Below are 19,562 nucleotides of genomic sequence, written 5' to 3'. Positions count from 1 at the left end.
CCGGCATTTTAACAGGCTCAGAGAATTGTGCTGCTCTCTCCGACTTGTGACGTACAGCGCGATCTGTATTTGCCGGTTTTGTTACTTTCACGCAGGATGCACGACGAATTCGCGTCTAATGTTCGTAATTCCGGATACAAAGGCCTCGGATGTCCATTGGTCATCAGGGATCGGCGCGGCATAATGCCGTCGCCTACATCTTTGCAGAGTCTAGGGAGCTAGCTTGTCTACGCCTGTCGAACCCTTGCGTTTGCTGCTATTGGCCGAAGAGCCAGCGTGGGCAGCGTTGTTGCGCGAGTGTCTGGCTCCGATGGGGAGCTTGGCCGTGCTCATCAGTGCGCCGAGCTGGGAGTCGGTCAGCAGTCTGTTCGATGACAACCGCAGCGCGGTGTTGTTGACGATCCCGGCTCTCCAGCCGGCGCCGGGCCGTTGCTGCCTGCCGACGGTGTTGCTGCTCGAGCATGAACCCGTGACCGCGCCCGACGGTGTAAGCGACTGGCTGGTGCGTGACCATCTTGACCCGGGCATGTTGCGCCGTTGCCTGCGCCATGTGCGTGAGCGCGGCTTACTGGAAAACACCCTGCAACGCCTGGCCGAGCAGGATCCGCTGACCGGCATCGCCAACCGCCAGGGTTTCCAGACCCTCTTGACGGCGCGGCTGGCGGAAAACGATGGTCGTGGCCTGGCCCTCGGCCATCTTGACCTCGACAACTTTCGTTATGCCAATGATGCCCTCGGCCACCAGGCCGGTGACCGCCTGATCCTGCAAGTGGTCGCGCGGCTCAAAGGCCAGCTTGAGGCCGGCGATCAACTGGCGCGATTGGGCAGCGATGAGTTCGCCTTGCTGATCGACACCCGCCGCGCTCCTGAGCGCGCCGAATGGATGGCCGAGCGCATTACCGAAGCGTTGGCCGAGCCTTATTGGGTCGACGGCGAAAGCCTGCTGATCGGCTCCAGCCTGGGCATTGCCCATGCACGGGCGCAGGCGGGCGCCGACCCGTTGATGTGGCACGCGCATATCGCCATGCAGCAAGCGAAAAGCACCCAGGGCTGCACATTTCATATTTTCAACGAACGCATCAACCGCAATGCCCGCAGTATCGCCGACCTCGAGACCGAGCTGCGCCGGGCCTTGCGCCGCGATGAGCTGGAACTGCATTACCAGCCGCGAATGAACCTTGAAGACGGGCAAATCGTCGGCCTCGAAGCCTTGGTGCGCTGGCGTCATGCCGAGCGCGGCTTGCTGCCACCGAGCGAGTTCGTGCCCCTGGCCGAGCAGAGCGGTTTGATCGTGCCGCTGGGTTACTGGGTCATTTCCCGGGCATTGCGCGATATGCAGGCGTTGCTTGAGCTAGGTTTGCCGCCGTTGCACATGGCGATCAACCTGTCGTTCCGGCAATTTCAGGACAGCCAGTTGCTCTCGACCCTGAGCCGGCTGATCAGCGAGCGCGGAGTCGAAGCGCAGTGGCTGGAATTCGAACTGACCGAAACCGCGGTCATGCGCCGCAGCGACCTGGTCAAGCAGACCATGGACGCCCTTGGGCGCCTGGGCGTGCGCTTCTCCCTCGATGACTTCGGTACCGGCTTTTCATCCTTTGTGCACCTCAACAGCCTGCCGATTACGTTGTTGAAGATCGACAAGAGCTTTGTCGGTGGCATGGAGCAGCGCGAAGAAAACCGTCAACTGGTGCACGCGATGATCAACCTGGCGCACAACCTCAATCTGGAAGTGGTTGCCGAGGGCGTGGAGACGCCGGAGCAACTGGATCTGTTGCGCGGGTTCGATTGCGATCAGGTGCAGGGGTATCTGATCAGCAAGCCGTTGCCGTTGGCGGAGCTGGTGGAGTACCTGATGTTTGACGGCAATCAGCAGGCGCCGCTGGAAATCGTGGTCTGAACACAAAACCTGTAGGAGCTGGCAAGCCAGCTCCTACAGAGTTTTCATTCGGCCTGGATGGCGTCGAAATGTCCTGGCACCGGCTCCCGCCGAATCATCCGCTTCATCTTCCATTCAAACGCCAGCGTCAGGGCCACCGCTGCACAGGCCAGTCCCAGTGCCAAGCCCCACCAGACGCCCGTTGGCCCCCAATTCAAGTGGAACGCCATCCACCAGGCTGCCGGGGCGCCAATCAGCCAGTAACAGCCCAGGCCCACCAGGAAGGTGGTCTTGGCGTCCTTGAGCCCACGAATACAGCCCATGGCGATGGTTTGCGTGCCGTCGAACAGCTCGAACCATGCCGCCACTGCCAGCAGGCTCACCGCCAGGTTGATGACATCGCGAAACGCGGGGTCGTTGTGATCGAGAAACAGCCCGACCAACTGATTTGGCAACAGCCAGAAGACCATCGCAAAGCACAGCATCGCCACCGCGCCAAAAGCCAGGCCCACCCTTCCGGCCAGCCGTGCGTCCAGTAACTGCCCGGCGCCGTAGTGCTGACCGATGCGCATGGTGATCGCGTAGGAAATCCCCGCGGGCACCATGAATGCCACCGAGACAATTTGCAGGGCGATCTGGTGCGCCCCCAGCTGCGTGCTGCCCATGGTGCCCATGCACAAAGCGGCGAAGGCAAACAGCCCAACCTCCACGGCGTAGGTGCCCCCAATCGGCAGCCCCAGGCGCCACAGCTCCTTCAGGTACTGTCGGTTGAGCCGCAACAGACCCCGGCGCAGGGGATAGGCGTCGTAGGCCGGGTGCCGGCGAATGTGCCACGCCAGCGCCAGCGCCATCAGGTTGGCGACAATTGCCGTGACCAGGCCAATGCCCATCAGCCCCAGTTTCGGCAAACCGAACATCCCGGTGATCAACGCGTAGTTCAGCAGGAAGTTGGCGACGGTGCCCCCCAGGCTGATGACCATGACCGGCGTTGCCCGGCCGATCGCGCTGGTGAAGCCACGCAGGGCCATGAAGCTCAGGTAGCCGGGCAGGGCGAACGGCAGGAAGATCAGGAATTGACCGGCCGACTGGACGTTGCTTTCGGTCTGGCCGAACAGCAACAGTACCGGCTTGAGGTTCCACAGCAGCAAGCCCGCCACCAGCGCCATCAGCCAGGCCAGCCATAACCCGGCCTGGGTCAACCGGGTCGCGCCGAGGATGTCGCCCGCACCCTGGCGGATCGCCACCAGGGTGCCGACCGCCGCGATCACGCCGATGCAGAAAATCGACACGAACGAGTAAGTCGCCGCACCGAGCCCGCCGCCCGCCAGGGCCTCGGGGCTCAGTCGCGCCATCATCAAGGTGTCGGTGAGGACCATCAACATGTGCGCCAACTGCGAGGCGATCAGCGGCCCCGCCAGCCGCAGGATGGCCCAGAGTTCAATACGCGCTGGATGCTGCATGGTCATCACGCTCGATTATCAAAGGAGACAGGAAAGCGTCGATTCTCGGCGCTCTACGGGGATTGCACAAAGGGATAAAAAGGATGGGTAGCATGATTCAAACTCATGCTGGAGATTTTCTGCTAGGGTATTCAAAACCGCTGTAGGAGCTTTCCTGATGTCGCGTCGTCTTCCTCCTTTATATGCTCTGCGCGCATTTGAAGCAGCGGCGCGTCACACATCGTTTACCCGGGCTGCGGAAGAGCTGTCGATTACCCAAAGCGCGGTCAGTCGGCATATTCGTACGCTCGAAGAGCATTTTGCCTGTCGGTTGTTTCACCGCAGCGGGCGAAACCTGCAACTCACTGAGTCGGCGCGGTTGATCCTGCCGGGCATTCGCGACGGTTTCTCTGCCCTGGAGCGCGCCTGCAATACCTTGCGCGCCGAAGACGACATCCTGCGTATGAAAGCCCCGTCGACCTTGACCATGCGCTGGTTGCTGGCGCGGCTCAGCCGTTTTCGGCACCTTCAACCGGGCAATGAAGTACAGCTGACCAGCGCGTGGATGGACATCGACTCGGTGGACTTCAATCAGGAACCGTTCGATTGCGCCGTGATCCTCAGCAACGGGCATTTCCCGCCGGACTGGGAGGCTACTTTGTTATTTCCAGAGGAACTGATTCCGGTGGGCGCGCCCAATCTTCTGAACGATCAGCCGTGGGACGTCGCACGGCTGGCCAGCACCGAACTGCTTCACCCAACACCCGACCGTCGCGACTGGCGCAGCTGGCTGGAGCGCATGGGCCTGACTGACCAGGTCTCACTCAAGGGCGGCCAGGTGTTCGACACGCTGGAGTTGGGGATGATCGCCGCCGCCCGAGGCTATGGCGTGTCCATGGGCGATTTGTTGATGGTGGCTGAAGATGTTGCGCAGGGTCGCCTGAGTTTGCCGTGGCCGACGGCGGTCGCCAGCGGTGAGAATTATTACCTGGTCTGGCCGAAAACCCGCCCCGGAGGTGAGCGTTTACGCCGCCTCAGCGTTTTTTTGTTGGGCGAGGTTCGGGCCATGGAGTTACCGGCGGTCGAGCACTTGAGCTGAATCATCGCCGGCAAGCCTCAATGGCGGATCCGTCGCCAAGCTAATCACACTTGGCATTGCTGGATACTTCCTTGCTCGCCTGTTTCAACAGGTTACCCAACTCAGCTGCGTTGGTGCTGTTGTAAATCCGACCTCCGGTATTTTCAGCGATACAGCGTGACGGGCCGCCCGCACCGATTTTCACCACGTTGACTCGCAGGCGTGGTTGCTCCCTGGCGATTCGACGGGATACCGCGCAAACATCCTGTCCGCAACCGTCTTCGCCGTCGACGAACATCACGATCACGGCATCGTTATTGCGTCCGTCGACCGTGCTCGCCGCGTGGGCCAGGCTGTCGGCCAGCGGTGTGCCTTCGTCGGGAACCAGGCCTCGAATCCCGTTGATCAACCGCGGGCGGTCGCCGAACTTGAACAAACCCCGGTCCGGCGTTCTTTCGCAGCCGGCAAAGGTGATCAGGCGTGTATCAATCTTCGGGTCCAGCCCGTTGATCATGCCGGCCAGCGACTCCTTGGCGACGTCCATGCGGCTGGGCTTGGCGGTAAGCCGCATGGTGCGGTTCGGGTCCAGCAGCTTGTTGATGTCAGGACCGTAGAACCAGTCCTCGTCGGCTCTCACTGCCTTGATGTTCAAATCCATCGAACCCGAGGTGTCGAGCACCACCACGAACTGCGGGACCTCTGACTTCGGTGCTGTTTTGCGGCATGCGAAGTTGTCCAGCGTCGGAGCTGGGGGCGGGGCTGGTGGCGGGGCAGCCACTACCGGTTTTGGTGGTGGAACCGGTTTGGGTGGCGGGGCCGGCTTGGGTTCCGGTACGGGTGCCGGTGCCGGTGCCGGTGCCGGTTTTGGTGGTGGGACCGGCTTGGGTTCCGGCACCGGTTCTGGCGTGGGTTCTGGTGCCGGAACAGGTTTCGGTTCCGGTTCCACCACAGGCGCGGGGGCGGGTTCAACCGGTTTCTCAAGCGGTTTCTCAGCCGGCGTAACCACCGGCGCCACAGGCGCTACAGGCGGAACCACGACCACCGGCTCACGGTGCAGGAACCACCAGAGCCAGAGCGCCAGAAGCAGCAACAGCAGCGCGAGTAAGGCCGCCGCGATCCACCAGCCACGCCGCGACGGCGGTACGATCGGTGCCACCGGAATCACTGGCGGCACAATCGGTTTGGGCGGACGCTGGTTCCAGCGCACCACCAAAGGCTCACCGTTGAGGCTGTAGAGTTTGTCCAGCTCAGGCGTGCCGAGCAGGCTGCGCAGGTCTTGCGCTTCCGTCGGTTGACCGCGTTTTTGCAGTTCATCCGCCAGCTGTGCGAGGGACGTTTGGCGCACCTCATAGGTTTCCAGCAAACGTCGTTGCGCGTCCTCGTTGAGATCGGCATAAGGCGTGGGTTGGCCACCCAGTTCAGTCCACCATTCCAGCACGTCGCCGCTGCCCATCCGCGGGATGGCAAACAGACTGGCGACGGTCGGCGGAAAGTGTTTCTGGATGAGGGCGACTTTGGCTTGCAGCGCACTCATCCCCTCCGATGTGGCTTGCGCATCCCTGATGACCCGCTGCATGACGACGATTCCTGAAAAAGTGCAGGCATCCCTCGGGATGCTTGCGGGGTGAAAAGTTACTCTTCGTAGCCGAGGCTGAATTGCAGCTGGTTGACCTTTTTCTGCAACGTTTTCAGTTCTTGCTGCCTGGCCGCCAGTGCCGCTGGCGATGCTTTGGCCGTTGGCGCCACTTGCGTAGCCTTGAGTTGCTTCTCGAGGTCGGCAATCTGCTTCTGCACTTGGGCTTCATTGCCGCGCCGGGCCTTGAGCGAGGTCAGCAGTTTCGACAGCGACTGATTCAGCGCCGCCTGGGATTTCTGCTGGCTGGCCAGGTCGGCCTTGGTGCTGAGCTGCTGGGCCTGAATGTTCTCGTACACCTGACGGAACATTGCGTTTTGCTTTCGGGATTCGCTCAGGGCCTCTTCCTTCTGCTTGACCTGATCGCTGTAACCACCGGAATAGTCGCAGTTCATCTTGGTCAGCATGCTGCTGTCGCGATTGGTCGCATCGCATTCGCCGGGCTGGGTCGCGCAACCGCTCAGGGCCAGGACGGCAGTGATGACCATCAGTTGTCTTGGTGTCATGTGTTTAGCCCAGGGTGATTGCGGAGCGTTGGCTGTACAGCGCGTCGACTTCCTTCTGGAGGCTGACGACTTTCTGGTTCATTCTCTGAATGTTCATCTCCACTTGCCTGATCTCGGCGCTGCTGCCTTGCGAACGCTCGGCGTCTGCCACCTTGCGGTACTCGGTGACTTTGGTCCGCATGTTGGCAAGGTCTTTGCGCAGGCGCGCGATGTCCGAATCGATCCCGGCGATTTGCGCCTGGGCTCTGCTCTTGTCGACTTTCTTGTTGGCGATGTCCTTTTTGATCTGGGCAATTTGCGCACGGTCATCATTGATCACTTGCTGAGCGGTCTCAGTCCGGGCGATCACTTTCTGCGTGTCTTGTTCGACGTCGCTGTTCATCTTCGCCAAGCGGGTGGTGGTGTCGGCGTATTCAGCGCGACGTTGATCCAGGTAATAGTTCGCACCCATGGCCACGCCACACGCGGTAATACCGGCAGCGATGACGCACACGGTTTTGTTGCTGCTGTTGGACAGCGCGCAAGCGAGGATGCCGACACCGGCGCCGACGGCGCAGGCCTGGTATCCGGACTTGCTGAAGAACTCTGCGTCATTGCCCTGGGTCAGGCGCGGGTCGGTACCGTCGCCTTCACCTTCGCCGAGCATGGAGCTGCCGGTGTTGGCGCAACCGGTCATTAGCAGGCTGCTGGCGACTACGAAAGCGATCTGTAGTTTGAAGCGAGTCCAAAGGCTGCGCGACATGGTGAAACTCCTACGTAACGGTGTTGACGCATTGTTATTGAGTGACGGTTTTGCAGCTGTTCAACCAGGCTGCAGTGTCGATTTTCTGCTTTTGCAGGAACGCTTTCTGATTGGCCCAGTGCGTGCGCAAGTAAGGTTTCAGGTCTTGCAACTGCTTGTTGCGGGTGATGATTTCTTCCATCACCGGGACTTGCGTTTCAAGCAGTGGCTGGCCGTACAAGGTAGCCGATTCCACCAGGCTGCTGGCGTAGTAACGGCTGAGTTTGTGCAGGCGATCCTTTTGCTCCTCGAGCTTGCTTTTACGCATGTCGCAACTGGTGTCTTTGTCCGCGCCTTCGCAGTTGAGCTTGTAGTTCTTTTGCAGGAAGTCCACGTACTGGCCGTCGTCGAGCATCTTGGTGCACAGGAACGCACCCAGGTTGAGGCTGGCGCGGATCGCCTGGTCGCGGGTTTCTTCCTGCTGCTGGTTGCTAGCGCGCAGCTGGTTCTCCAGGGCCTGGAGCTTTTCCTTGAGCGCTTTGTCTTCGACGCCCGAGGCGAGGCTGTTCAGCGATTGCACGGTGCCTTTGTCGGCGGATTCGGCTTCGTTGCTTCCGGTGCCGAGTTTCTTCCAGCTGCTTTCGATGCTGGCGACCCGTTCGCGAGAGGTGAGGGTCGGGGAGACCAACACCAGTCGCAGGCCGGTGGTCTTGTTTTTCACCTGGCCCTCGGCATTGTAATACGGTTCTTCCTTACGTAATGCAGTATGCAGGTCGGCCTGCGCGGTCAGGTAGTTTCCGCCACGGACGACGTAGCCGCCGGCCTGGCCGTGCTGGCGGTCGAGCTTGTTCAGGCGAAACGGCTCGAACATCATTTCGTCGACGTTACCGAGCATGTCATGCAGGCCCAGCGGGTTGGGCTTTTGCAGGCCGGTCAATTGCACTTTGCCGTTGGACGATTGCGCCCCGGCGAACCACTCGTAGGCGTTGATGCCTTCTGGCATCGGGTAGTGCGTGTCGCGGAATTCAGCAGCGCCGACTTCCAGCCCGCCGCGCGCGGCGAACTCCCATTCGACCTCGGTTGGCAGGCGCAGGAACCCTTGGGCGCCGTCTTCCTTGGGCAGCTTGCCAGCGGCGTTTTTGCGTAGCCACAGGTTGTACTTGTCGGCGGCCTCGATGGCTTGCACCCAGCTCACCGCCGTTTGCGGCAAGCGCATCTTGGTGGCAGCGGTGGGGCAGGTTGCTTCGGTCAGCGCGGCGTATTGCAACTGACTCATCTCGTACTTGGCCATCAGGTAGTAGCGGGACTTGTCGCTCTTGGCGCCGGTAAAACTGCCGGCGATAAAGGTCGGGCGGGTCTGCTCGACATAGCCGTATTCCGCACCGTCCTGACCGATGTTGATCGGATAGTCGTCGAGCGGGCCGGCGACCGGGATGAACACCTTGCGGAACACCATCGAGCCTTCGCAGGGCATCGGCAGCACGACGTCGCCAGCCTCGGGCATCGGGTTGTAATACTTCTCTTCCCAGCCCGCCGCCGAGGCGTCGAGCAAGTAGCCGAGGCTCAGGGGTAACAGCAAGCCAAAACGTTTATAGCTCACGCAGACTCTCCGCAGGTTGGATGTTGATGGCTCTCAGGGCGCCGATCATGGCCACCAAGGCAGCGACCAGGAAGGTCAGGAGCAGGGCGGCGACGCCATGCCAGACAGTGATGTGGCAAACGAAGGTGCCGGTGGCTTGGCTGCTGCCGAGCAGGTAGTCGAACAAATGACTGCCCACCGCATAACATCCCAGCCCGCCCACGTAGCCAGCCAGACCCAGCACCAGCGCTTGCAGGACCACGAAACCGCCGACGGACCTGCGCTTGAAACCCAGCAGGCGCAGGACCGCCAGGCTTTTGCGTTTGCGATCGATGTTGGCCAGGAACGCGCCAACCATGGACGCCACGCAGCCGATCAGCGCCGCCATGGCGATCACACCGAAGATCAACCCCAGCACATGGTTGATGGCTTTGACGTTGTCGATGTCGGCCAGTCGGCTCGACGTTTCGATGTGTTGTTCGTTGAGCCAGCGTTCCAGCGGCGCGACCTGATCGATGTCGCGCGCATACACGCGGGCGCGGGCATACAGCGGTTGTAGATTATCCTGAGGCTTGCCGGTGGTAACGCCAAATTCACTGACCTGATAACCGTCGCGAAAACGCTCCAGATCCAGCAATAGCGGCGGGGCGACAAACCCGGCAGCGCGACCGAAGCGGGCACCGTCGAGCACGGCCAGTACCGTCAGCGTCATCTCGCCGCGTTCATTGACACCTTCCAGGCGGCGCAAGGCCCGCAGCTGCACGCTGTCGCCGGCCTTGGCCTGCAAGCGCTGCGCTGCACTGGCGCTGAGGATCACCTGATTGCCGACGGGGTTGAGGGATGCCAGATTCAGCTGTGGGTCGCCGGGCTCGGTGGCGATGATTTCCGCGCCTTCGACAAAGCGTTGCATGCCGATCAGCAGGTCCGCCTGGGTATTGAGCGAGCGGGTCTGGCCGAGGGCAAAACCGGTCTCGGGGCGCAGGCGCAAACGCTCGATCCAGGCTGCGTCGTAGTTACCGTTACTGAGCATCTTCACTTCAAGGTTGCGCGGGTCGCGCAGCAGCTCGTCCTGCAGCTGGCTGACCACCCCGTGTTTGAGCCCGAACAGCAACAACAACGGCGCGATCACCGCCACCAGAGAGGCGGCGATACACAGTGAGACCTTGCGGTCGTGCCAGAGGTCTTGCAGTGCCAGTGAGCCCAGCAGGCGCAAGCGATCAGTCCATCGGTTCAAACAGAGTCTCCCCCTGATGGCTGATAGCGCCGAGACGCGGCAAGCCGAAATCCTTCAACAAAGCCCAGTCATGGGACACAACGAGCGCACTCAGGCCCATGCTCGACACCAGGCTCAGGAGCAACTCGAACAGACGCCGGGCACTGTGAGGGTCGAGCGCGGCGGTCGGCTCGTCGGCCAACAGCAGCAGCGGTTCATGGGCAATCGCCCGAACGCAGGCAACGCGCTGGCGTTCGCCAATCGACAAGGCTTGAGGTTGTTTATCCAGCAACCCTTGCAGGCGCAACACGTCAACGGCATGGTCGATGTGATCGCTCTTCACCGGCATCCCGAGCAAACGGCGCGGCAAGCTGATGTTGTCGCGCACGCTTAGGAACGGCAGCAAGCCGCCGCTCTGCAAAATGAATCCAAGATGCCGTGAACGCACCGCTGCAAGAGCAGGCTGGTCGTCAGTGGCCAGCAGTTGGGCGATATCCTGGGCGTGCGTCGGGCCCAGCCGGAAGCGCTCGAGCTCCACCGGCGCGAGCAACAGGCCGATGGCTTCGAGCAATGTACTTTTGCCGCTCCCGCTCTCGCCGGTGATGGCGAGGATTTCCCCGGCGCCGACCTGCAAGTGCGGCAGTCGCACATGATGAGCCTGTGCGCCTTCACCGCGGCGCACCAGCAGGTTCTTGATATCGAGCATCGGCGTCTCGTCAGGGCATCATTTCCAGTGGCACGGGGTAGACGTTGTCCCGCGCATCGCTGTCTTTGGCTAAAGCGACCCAACGGTCGACATCGGCGTTGTAACGTTGGTAATGCCGCAGTTTGGTGTTTAGCGTGCGGATGAATTTCTCCTGGGCCAGGCCATCCCAGCTCTTCCAGGTTTCTTCATCGAGGTTCAGTACTTCGCTTTGATAGGGCAGGTCTTCGAGGTATTCACCGAGGACGCCCATGTCCGCCAGTTTGGCATTGCTGTTCTGCTTGAGCTGATTGGGATCGGCGCCCATGGTCGCCGCCACCGAACGCAGGCGATTGAACATATCCGTCGGCGAAATCAGGCCTTCGTTGGCGGCATCGAGAATCTGCTTCATCACATCGCTCAAGTCGCTGAGCTGCGACTTGGTCAGCAGCACCCGTACATCGGTGGTCGGGATGTTCTGCTTGATCAAGTCGCGGTCGGTGATCCATGCCTTGAACACTGGCGGGGCTTTGCTGTTGGTCTTCTCGCCGAGATAGGCGAGTTGCATGGCGTGGCCGATCAACGCTGCGTCTTCGAGCATTTTTTTCTCGCCCGGGTCCTGCTTGGCGTTCGCCGCGCTGCCGATGGCGTCTTCGCCCATGTAGGCGGCTTTCACTTGTGTAGTGATCGCGCCGGCCAGGGCGTCGACCTTGCGCCCGAACTCTTGTACATCGCCAGCGTTCACCGGGTAGTACAGCGAAGTGTTGGTGCCCGGGTAGGTCGACAGGTTTTTGTATTGCGCCTCGGCCTTGGCATGGTCCTTGGCTCCCGCCGGGGTTTTCAGGTGCAGGGTGTAAATCGCCACGCCCGGGTTGGCGGCTTCCATACGCACCTGCGCAGCACTCAAGCCGGTCTTCGACAGCTTGTCGTCGCCTTCGATGGCGCCCGCATCGGTGATCAGCACCACGTAGCGTGCGCCGAACTGGTTCCAGTCGACCTTGTCGATGCTCTCCATGACGCCGGCAAACGAGTCTTCATCGAAGCTGCTACTCGACACGGTGGCCTGCTTGAGGTCTGCAATCTTGGCGAAAAAGTCGGCACTGTCTTTCACCTTGGTAGGGTCGGCGTACATCTTGGTGGTGTATTCCAGCCCCGGTACCGCCTGGGTGTTGGAGCGGAAAGCCACCAGGCCGAACTTGACCTGCTTGCCGAGGTTCTGCGCTTCGATCTTCTGGTAAACCTTGCGGATCGCCTCGCGGGTGCGGTCGATGTAGGGGTCCATCGAGATCGTCGAGTCGATGACAAATACCACGGCCGCACTGAATTCCTTCAGTTGGTTGGCTTTTTTCTCTTCGGCTTCCTTGCTGCCGGCAGCGCTGCTTGCAGCACCGCCCTTGGCGTTTTTGTCATCCGGCTTGCTGACAGAAGCGACGTTGAGCACGCGCGTGCGAAAACCGCTTTCGGTCATGACTTCTTCGCCACTGAGCACCGGCAGCAGGTAAAACTGCTTTTGCAGGTCGACGAAGTATTCAGGTTCTTCAGCCAGTACGCCCGGTGCCTGCTGGCCCTTTTTCAGCGTGGCACGCAGCGGCGCAACTTTGCTGACCGGGTCCGGCGCATCAAGGATGCCTTCAACGGTGGCGCGGTCCTTGAAGAAGAGCAGCCGGTCGCGGTTGGCCGGGTTGGTGAAGGCCAGCGTCAGCTGCATCTTCCAGTCGGTGGTGCAGCTGGCGGGCAGCCAGCCAATGGTTTTGCCATAACTGTCGGGGCCGACTTTCAGCCATTCGGCATTGTTTGCCTGGGCGCGCTCGTACACATAGAAGCGGCTGAAGACCGGTTGTGCTTCACCTTCGGCACCGCCCGCCGTCGGGCTGATTTTGCAGCCCGGTGTGGTCAGCACGCGTTGGAACAGGGTCTTTTTACCGGCCTGGATCAGCGGTTTGTCATCGGCCTGGGACAGCGGGCTGATGCACAGAGCGAGCAAGGCGGCACCGCTCAGCAGGAGTCGACTCATGGGTGAACGCATCACTTCTGCAACTCCTCGAAACGCTGCTTGGCTTCGGCATTGTTCGGGTCCTGGGTGAGGATGGTTTCATACCAGTAGGCGGCGGTGGCGTTGTCCGCGGCCGGGAAGCACTCGCTGGCCTTCAGGTATTTAGGGTCGTATTCGCGGGCATAGGCGTTGGCGATCAGCACGTCACCGGCCTGGGCACGGTTGGCGTACAGGCGCTGGGCGACGCCGCAATGTTTACTGGCCTTGGCCTGGTTGATGATCTCCAGCAACCTGGCACTGTCCGGCGCCGCCTTGATGCAGGTCTGGACGAAGGTCAACTCGGGCAGGCTGTTCATGCTCTCGAGGGTGCAGGCTTGAGCATTGGCGCCGGCAGGTGCGGCGGCAGTGGCTGCAACCGCAGGCGCTGGGGTGCGTTTGTAGAACCAGAATCCGGCGCCCGCCGCCAGCAGCAACACCACAATCAACAGGCCGATCAGGCCTTTGTTGCTTTTCTTCACCGGTGCGGGAGGCGGCGTATAGGCGCGCTCGGTGAGTACCGATTCCAACTCCATTTCTGGCTCGGCGGTGGACAGGGTCAGTTCAGGCAGATCCGGGATCTCCGGGATCTCTGGTGCCGGTGCCGGTGCGCTGAGCGCCGTCAGTTCGACAGCGCCGTAAGTCGAACGTGTCTGGCCGCCGGCCGTGGACGGCAACAAGCCGATGCCTGGCCGAACCACGCCTTTGTCGGCGTGGCCTTGGCCCTGTTCACGCAATTCGATCTGGAATTGCGAGTTGGCGCCGCCTTCCAGCAGCGGGTCAACCACGTCTGGTCCGACCTGGGTTTCCAACGCTTCGCCGTTGGCCATGAGGTTGAAACGCGAGACCTTGAACCAGAATGGGTTGTTGCTCCAGGCCTTGTGGTCCTGAAGGTAAAAACCGTCCTGGTTGCGCTGAATGGAAAATTCCAGCTGATGCTCGTCACCCTGCCATTTCTTCACAGTGAGGCGGGCCTGGCCAGGCACATTGGGCTCTAACGCGAGCAGGTCGACACGAATTGGCATTGCTTATCTCGCTGCGAAGGCTTTGAGCACTTGGCCCAGCCGTTCGTTCTGTTCAGGGGTGATTTCACGTCCGGCACCATGGCCGGCATTGTCCTGCGTGATGTAGGCCAGGCCCGAAAGCCAGTCGCCCAGGTACCGTTGCGCCTGATTCGCCGGTTGCGCCGGCAGTACGGGCACTTGTCCCGGGCCAATGTCGGTGTAGAAAGAAAACAGGGGCTCCTTGGCACCGGCGCGGCTGTTCGGACGCTCGCTCACCGGTTTCTGGAGGTAGCCGAACCAAGACACGAAATCGCGCAGCACGCGCTGCACTTCCAGCACCTGGCGCTCGACCAGTTGATCACGCCGCGCGCCACTTTGTGCGCGCTTGAGGACGGCGCGGCTCAGTTGCCCCGGCAAGTCCTGGCGATAGCCGGCGGTGATCAGTTCATCGACCACCGCTTCCAGCAAGGCCTTTTCCAGCCCCAGCAGGTTGAGCAGGCTTTGCCGGGTGGTCAGTTCACGCAGGTGCGCGATCCAGGCCTTGAACGCCGCTTTGGCGAAACGGTGCTCATTGCTTTGCAGTTCGGGTGCCGGGGTGGCAGTTTTACTGCTGACTGGCGCGTCATGGCCCGGGTCGTCACTGAAATCGAAATTGAAACCGGCGTCGTTGCCGTAGAGGCTCTGGCTCGGTGTCGGGGTGACCGGCTCGTCGTTCACGACCGGCTCATCATCGGTTTCGTACACACCGCTGAGGTACAAGTCGCGCACCTCTTCGCTCGGTATGTCGAGTTGATCGATCAATTCGCCAAGTACCGCGGGGCGACGGCCCAGGCCCGTCAGAATCATTTGCGCCTTGGCTTTCTTGGCGGCTGCGGCGCCGTCGTCGTCAGCGTGGTACCAGGTGCTCAGGCCGTGAGTGGTCAGGCCTTCGAGGCATTCGCTCAATTGCTCGCGGATACGCTGCAGTTTAAATTCGATATTCGCCACGCCTTTGAAACTGCCGCTGAAGTGGCTGATGCCACCGTCATCGTTGCGCAGCATTTCTGTCCAGGCGTTGACCGGATTCTTGATGTGTTTGCACACCAGCGCGTTGCTGGCGAAGCTGGTGCCCAGCGCGCTGACACGTTCCTGATAGATGGCATTGAGGCCGGTTTCCGCACCCGTCGCGTCTTGCCCGATGAACGCCGCATCCATACGCGGCTTGCGCACCAGGTAGGTGTTCTGGAACGGTGTGCCGGCCCAGTCGTTCATCCAGCTCAGGCTGCCGAAACGCTCCAGCATGGTCAGTTTGACCATGCCGTTCCAGCTCTCATCGTACTGATCGGGTGTCAGGCTCAGGGAGTTGGTAATGCGCAGGTCGAGCATGGTCAGCGCCCAGATCAGGCCAGTATCGCGCTTGCTGCGAGCAGCCGAGTCGGCGCCTTGGGTTTTTTCGATCCAGCGGGTCAGCACCGGGCCCACGTCGTTGACGTCGCTCTGCTTGGTCGAACTGGTGCAGACCACCAGTGCGTTCATTTCCTGGTTGTCGGTGTAGCGTTCGAACAGGTAGGCGACCTTGCCGCGCAGGATCAGCTGGGAAACGGAATTGTCCTTGGCGCTGGATTGCGGGTCGTTGGAATCGGCGATCTCGTGCAGTTTCTGGCGCCCGCGATAACCGGGGAAATCCAGCAGGTCGACCTGATTGACGATGTCATCTACCGGCGCCTCGATCAGACGGAAGGTCATTTCGGCGGTCAGTGCCGCCAGTTGCGCGACCGCAATTGCCTGACTGTTTTGCAGGCGATCGCCAACCAGCGGCCGAACCTCGATCGGCAAGTCCAGCGGGCTGCCGAAGCGTTCGAGGATGTCGACGTTCATGATGCTGTCGCGCTGGCTGTAGGTGTCGTTGTCGAAACTCACCAAGGCCTTCAACGGTGCAAACACGGTCTCGGGCAGACCCAGCTTGTGCAGCGCGCCGGCCAGTTTCTGGTACACGCGTGTCAACTCGCTTTGCTCACCCCAGAGGATCGAAAACAGCTCGGCCCGCTCCTGGAAATTCAGCCGTGGCGCCAGCTGCAACGCTTTGGGCCAGTACAGGTGCTCAAGCTTCTTCACCGAGTTGCGAAAATTGTCGCGCAGGTAATCCCACAGCGACACCAGATCGTCGGCGTTGACGCCCGTTTGCAGCGGCCCGGTTTCGCGGCCTTCGAACGGTTTGAGCACGCGCTGGATGCGCTCTTCGTCGATCTCGTAGGAAATCCGCTCAAGGTCGAAATCCTTGAACCAGGCGTTGGCGAGAATCTTCGCCAGCTCGATTTCCTTGAACAACGTAAGTTCTACCGGGAAGTCCTTGTCCTGGCTTGCCGTCGCCCGACGGCTGAAGCGCGTGACCAGGCCGGTGGCTTCCTTGCCTCCACCCACCGGGTTGATGTGTTTGATGAAGTCCAGGCGATGGTCGCCGAACTCGGTTTCCAGCTTGCCGTTCTGACCGGCGGCGAGGGCCGAGATCAGGTAGGACTTGCCGGCCTGGGACAAGCCGAAAAAGCCAATGGTCATCGGCGTGCAGGCCACGCGACCGAGGCTTTGAGCCAGGTTGCGGGCGCGGTGCAGGCGGATGTTCAGGTTGTCGGCTTCGCTGTCCAGGCGTGGCGCATTGCCGCGCGTCTGATCAATCCAGTCCAGCGCTTGACCGGCGCCTTCATAAACAGCGGCCCAACTGGCAGAGAGCTGAGTTTGATCGGGGGTCAGGTCATTCATTTGCGTTTCACACTTCCACTGTCGAGCCAGTACTTGGTCTCGCTCAGGCCGGCGTCGAGCATGGTGTTGAGTTCCAGCTCGAGGTCGCTGCGCGGGTTGAAGTTGACGTTGTTACTGTTGGATTCGATGTCGCGAACCGAGAGGCGATCGCTGACCAGATCCTGCTTGCGCGTGTATTTGTCCGCCGGTTTGACCTCGAACCGCACCTTGAGCAGCGGGGCGCTGCCGTTTTCACCGGTTGCCCGGGAAAACTTCTCCCGACCCGCCTTGGTGAACCGCAAGGTGTACAACGGCGAAGCGGCCCAGCGTTCGGTGGCCAACTGGCGAAAACCGAGGCGCAGGTCGCCGCGCATTTCCAGCTGCGGTGTGTCGACGGCGTCGCCAACGCCAATTTCAGGTAGCTTGATTTTGTAGTCTTCGGACTGGATGTCGCGGTACAGCACGTCGGCATCCTTGATCACGTTGTTCAGATCGATGACGCCGATGTGCTTGACCGTCGAATATGGCTTGAGCGCCGATGCCCGGAAGTAGAAGTTCGGCACGCTGTGGTTGGCGCACAACAGGCAGAGCATGGCGCCGACCGAGGCGGTGCTTTTCGGGTCGTCGATCCGGCCGTTCTTGTGAAACGGATACCAGCCGCCGGTGCGGTAGTTTTGCAGCGCCAGAATGCGCCCCGGTGGCAGCGGCAACAGCTTGCGAATGAACGCCTGGATGCCGGGCAGGCGCGAAGGGCGGCCGGTCAGCAGCAAGACGTCACAGGGGTAATGCGCGACCACTTCACACAGCGCACCCAGGATCTTGGTGATGTTGATCTGGTCGTTGAGGAACGCGGCATGGAGCTTTTGCAGGTCGAAGCTGATCGGCGCGTCATACAGGTCGAAACTGCTCTGGGCGCCGACATCGCGACGCACGGCGACATTGACGTAGTCGAGCACGGTCTGGCTGATGGCATTGTCACCGAGCAATTGGCGGTAGCTTTGCGGGATGACTTCTTGCGGGACCTGCGGATCGTAATGCTCATACGCCTTGAGCAGCGCCAGGCCCAGCGGGACGAACACCTGGAGGTTCAATTGCTGACGCAGGATCATGTCCTGGGCACTGACCGATTCATCGCCACACAGCCGTGACATCAGTGAGTTCGGAGCCTTCACGCCGGCGTTCTGCAGGGCTTTTTCGAAACTCGGCAGGATGAAGTCCTGGATCACGTCCAGCAGGATGTCGTCGCCGGCCACTTTGAAGCCATCGCGAAAACGCTGTTCCGGCACGATGTGCACGTTGCTGCCGCTGCCGGTATTGCCCGCGCGGTCGAGGCGGTAGTCGGTGATCACCAGGTCGGTGGTGCCACCACCGATGTCGATGGTCGCGAGGGTGATGCGTTGACGGTCGACCTTGTCCGGCCGGGCGATGGTGTCAAAAAACTCTTCCGGGTGACCGGCGAAGTTCTCGTTGACCTCGGTGTACAGGTACACCAACTGGCCGCAGGACGCTTCGTCCCATTCCACGCGGATACTCGGGATCGGCGTGCGCGGACTGACGGCCTGATCCAGATGTGGATCTTCCTCGCCGGCATGCCAGCCGAGGCTTTTCCACACCAGGCCGATGGCTTGCAGCATGCGTTCGTTGAGGATACTGCGCTCGGCCTGCGGCATGCCCGGCGGCACGGTCAGGGTAATGCTGTTGAGCTGGCGCGGCACGCGGGTGTGACCCTGGCGCGAACGCTGGGCCGGGCTGTTGATTTGCGACAGCGCCTGGGCCAGTACTTCGGCGAGCATGAAGGTCATTAGCGAGCTGCGTGAGTAACGCGGCATGAACACCGGCAGACGATCGTCTTCTTCGAGGCTGTAAAGCGCCTCGCCGGTTTCGTTGATCAGGTGCGAGAACGGCGCGGCGGTGGCGTACGGCTCATTGTCGGTCTTTATGTACGAGCAGTTGAAACGCCAGCCGTGGCCATAGGCGTGTTCGTCCCACAGATAGCGTTTCGGGCTGGACAGGCCCGTGGAGCCTTCGGTGCCGCGACGACGACTGGCCAGGCGACTGGCCTCATTGCCGACACGGGCAATCGTCGCCCATTGGAACGCATCGTGGCGACCGCTCTTGACCGAGCAGTGGTCCTTGCCGAAGTACGCCTGGGAGAACTCCACGCGGCTTTCAAACGGCAGGTTATAGGTGTGTTCGGGGGTGATCAGGTCACGCAGTTCCAGCACGTAGTTCTGCTTCAGTCCGGAGCCGGCCTGACCGTGGTTTTCGATCAGGATGCCGCAGGTACGCGAGTTGCCGACGTCCAGCACCAGGTCTACCGGTATCGGTTTGACCAGGCCATTGCTGTCGTTGGCGACCACTTTCAGCTCGGGGATTTCAACTTTCGCCCGGGCCTTCGACTCCTGGGCGGCTGACGGTTTGCTCAACAGGCTGAGCAAGTTGAGGTAGTGCGCCAGGTGATGGTTGGCGCGGATATCGATGTCCAGCTCTGCGCGCGAACGGTGGGCATTGCCCTCATTGAACACTTCCAGCAACCACTCGTTGACCCACGGTTGCGCCAGGAACCAGCGGGTTTCGCTAGCCTTGGTCGCCAGTTTGAAAGACACGCCGGAGCTGATGTCTTCATCGTTCGGCGCCAGATAGGCAGTGCCGTCACGCTTGGGCATCACACGGCTGTCGAACGCCATCGTCAGGCGGTGGGTATTACCGTCGATGTCGGGAGTCGCCAATTTCACCAAGCGCATGCGCGACCAGTTGGTCGGACCTTCGTCGAAGCGATGCGGCGGCATGAAGCGGAAAAACGGAATCGGCAGCCAGATGCCGTCGAGCAAATCGAGGCTGCTTTTCATGTCGACGCTGAACGCAGGCTTGGCTTTTTCGACCTTTTCCGGTTCGGGTTCGTAGAAAAAGAAGTCTTTCTCTTCGTTGTACGCCAGGCGGCAGATCAGCCCGCTGATCATCGGTGCGAACTCGCCCGCCGGTTCCTTGCGGGGATCCAGGCGCAGGGCGAAATCCATGAACTGGATGCCGGTGTCGCTGACCAGCGTGACGGTGTCTTCGAATTGAGTGACTTCAGGCAACATGTCG

Annotated in this window: 13 protein-coding genes; 2 read left to right on the top strand and 11 right to left on the bottom strand. The window is 61.1% G+C overall.

The features are described from left to right. The first annotated feature begins 223 nt into the window (after positions 1-223). Positions 224-1,897, top strand: a complete 1,674-nt coding sequence (locus AC1Q8Q_RS12795; protein WP_020799399.1) for a putative bifunctional diguanylate cyclase/phosphodiesterase — start codon at positions 224-226, stop codon at positions 1,895-1,897. A 44-nt stretch (positions 1,898-1,941) separates the two neighbouring features. Here AC1Q8Q_RS12795 and AC1Q8Q_RS12790 read toward each other — a convergent pair whose 3' ends face one another. Beyond that, complete coding sequence (locus tag AC1Q8Q_RS12790; protein WP_042955649.1) at positions 1,942-3,336, bottom strand: NorM family multidrug efflux MATE transporter; 1,395 nt, start codon at positions 3,334-3,336, stop codon at positions 1,942-1,944. Positions 3,337-3,493: 157 nt separating this feature from the next. Here AC1Q8Q_RS12790 and AC1Q8Q_RS12785 point away from each other — a divergent pair, with 157 nt between their 5' ends. Continuing rightward, positions 3,494-4,414: a LysR substrate-binding domain-containing protein gene (locus tag AC1Q8Q_RS12785; RefSeq protein ID WP_020799397.1), complete on the top strand. Its 921-nt coding sequence runs from the start codon at positions 3,494-3,496 to the stop codon at positions 4,412-4,414. 40 nt (positions 4,415-4,454) lie between these two features. Here AC1Q8Q_RS12785 and AC1Q8Q_RS12780 read toward each other — a convergent pair whose 3' ends face one another. From AC1Q8Q_RS12780 to AC1Q8Q_RS12735, 10 genes are read right to left on the bottom strand one after another with little or no spacing between them, the layout of a single operon-like run. Further along, positions 4,455-5,969, bottom strand: a complete 1,515-nt coding sequence (locus AC1Q8Q_RS12780) for a vWA domain-containing protein (RefSeq protein ID WP_168759121.1) — start codon at positions 5,967-5,969, stop codon at positions 4,455-4,457. A 56-nt stretch (positions 5,970-6,025) separates the two neighbouring features. Then, on the bottom strand, positions 6,026-6,532 hold the full coding sequence (locus tag AC1Q8Q_RS12775; protein ID WP_168759120.1) for an ATP-binding cassette domain-containing protein: 507 nt from the start codon (positions 6,530-6,532) through the stop codon (positions 6,026-6,028). Positions 6,533-6,536: 4 nt separating this feature from the next. Continuing rightward, on the bottom strand, positions 6,537-7,274 hold the full coding sequence (locus AC1Q8Q_RS12770) for a hypothetical protein (RefSeq protein WP_020799394.1): 738 nt from the start codon (positions 7,272-7,274) through the stop codon (positions 6,537-6,539). Between the two features lie 34 nt (positions 7,275-7,308). Further along, positions 7,309-8,853, bottom strand: a complete 1,545-nt coding sequence (locus AC1Q8Q_RS12765; RefSeq protein ID WP_492615087.1) for an SUMF1/EgtB/PvdO family nonheme iron enzyme — start codon at positions 8,851-8,853, stop codon at positions 7,309-7,311. Next, entirely contained in the window at positions 8,843-10,066 is a 1,224-nt protein-coding gene (locus AC1Q8Q_RS12760; protein WP_492615086.1) for an ABC transporter permease, read from the bottom strand. Before AC1Q8Q_RS12760 ends, AC1Q8Q_RS12765 begins: the two co-directional genes overlap by 11 nt. Next, positions 10,050-10,751, bottom strand: coding sequence for an ABC transporter ATP-binding protein (locus AC1Q8Q_RS12755; RefSeq protein WP_168759119.1), 702 nt, complete (start codon positions 10,749-10,751; stop codon positions 10,050-10,052). Before AC1Q8Q_RS12755 ends, AC1Q8Q_RS12760 begins: the two co-directional genes overlap by 17 nt. Before the next feature lie 10 nt (positions 10,752-10,761). Further along, positions 10,762-12,741 carry a vWA domain-containing protein gene (locus AC1Q8Q_RS12750; RefSeq protein ID WP_492615085.1) on the bottom strand — a complete coding sequence of 660 codons (1,980 nt, stop codon included), beginning with the start codon at positions 12,739-12,741 and terminating at the stop codon, positions 10,762-10,764. 11 nt (positions 12,742-12,752) lie between these two features. Further along, a complete protein-coding gene (locus tag AC1Q8Q_RS12745) occupies positions 12,753-13,781 on the bottom strand; it encodes a hypothetical protein (RefSeq protein ID WP_432668743.1) in 1,029 nt (342 codons plus the stop codon). Positions 13,782-13,784: 3 nt separating this feature from the next. Continuing rightward, entirely contained in the window at positions 13,785-16,496 is a 2,712-nt protein-coding gene (locus AC1Q8Q_RS12740) for a putative virulence factor (protein WP_492615084.1), read from the bottom strand. After that, a complete protein-coding gene (locus AC1Q8Q_RS12735) occupies positions 16,493-19,558 on the bottom strand; it encodes a virulence factor SrfB (protein WP_020799387.1) in 3,066 nt (1,021 codons plus the stop codon). Before AC1Q8Q_RS12735 ends, AC1Q8Q_RS12740 begins: the two co-directional genes overlap by 4 nt. Positions 19,559-19,562 lie beyond the last annotated feature (4 nt).

This window comes from Pseudomonas sp. GW823-FHT06B06 (assembly GCF_058795195.1).
This window is presented reverse-complemented; position numbering and strand designations above follow the sequence as displayed.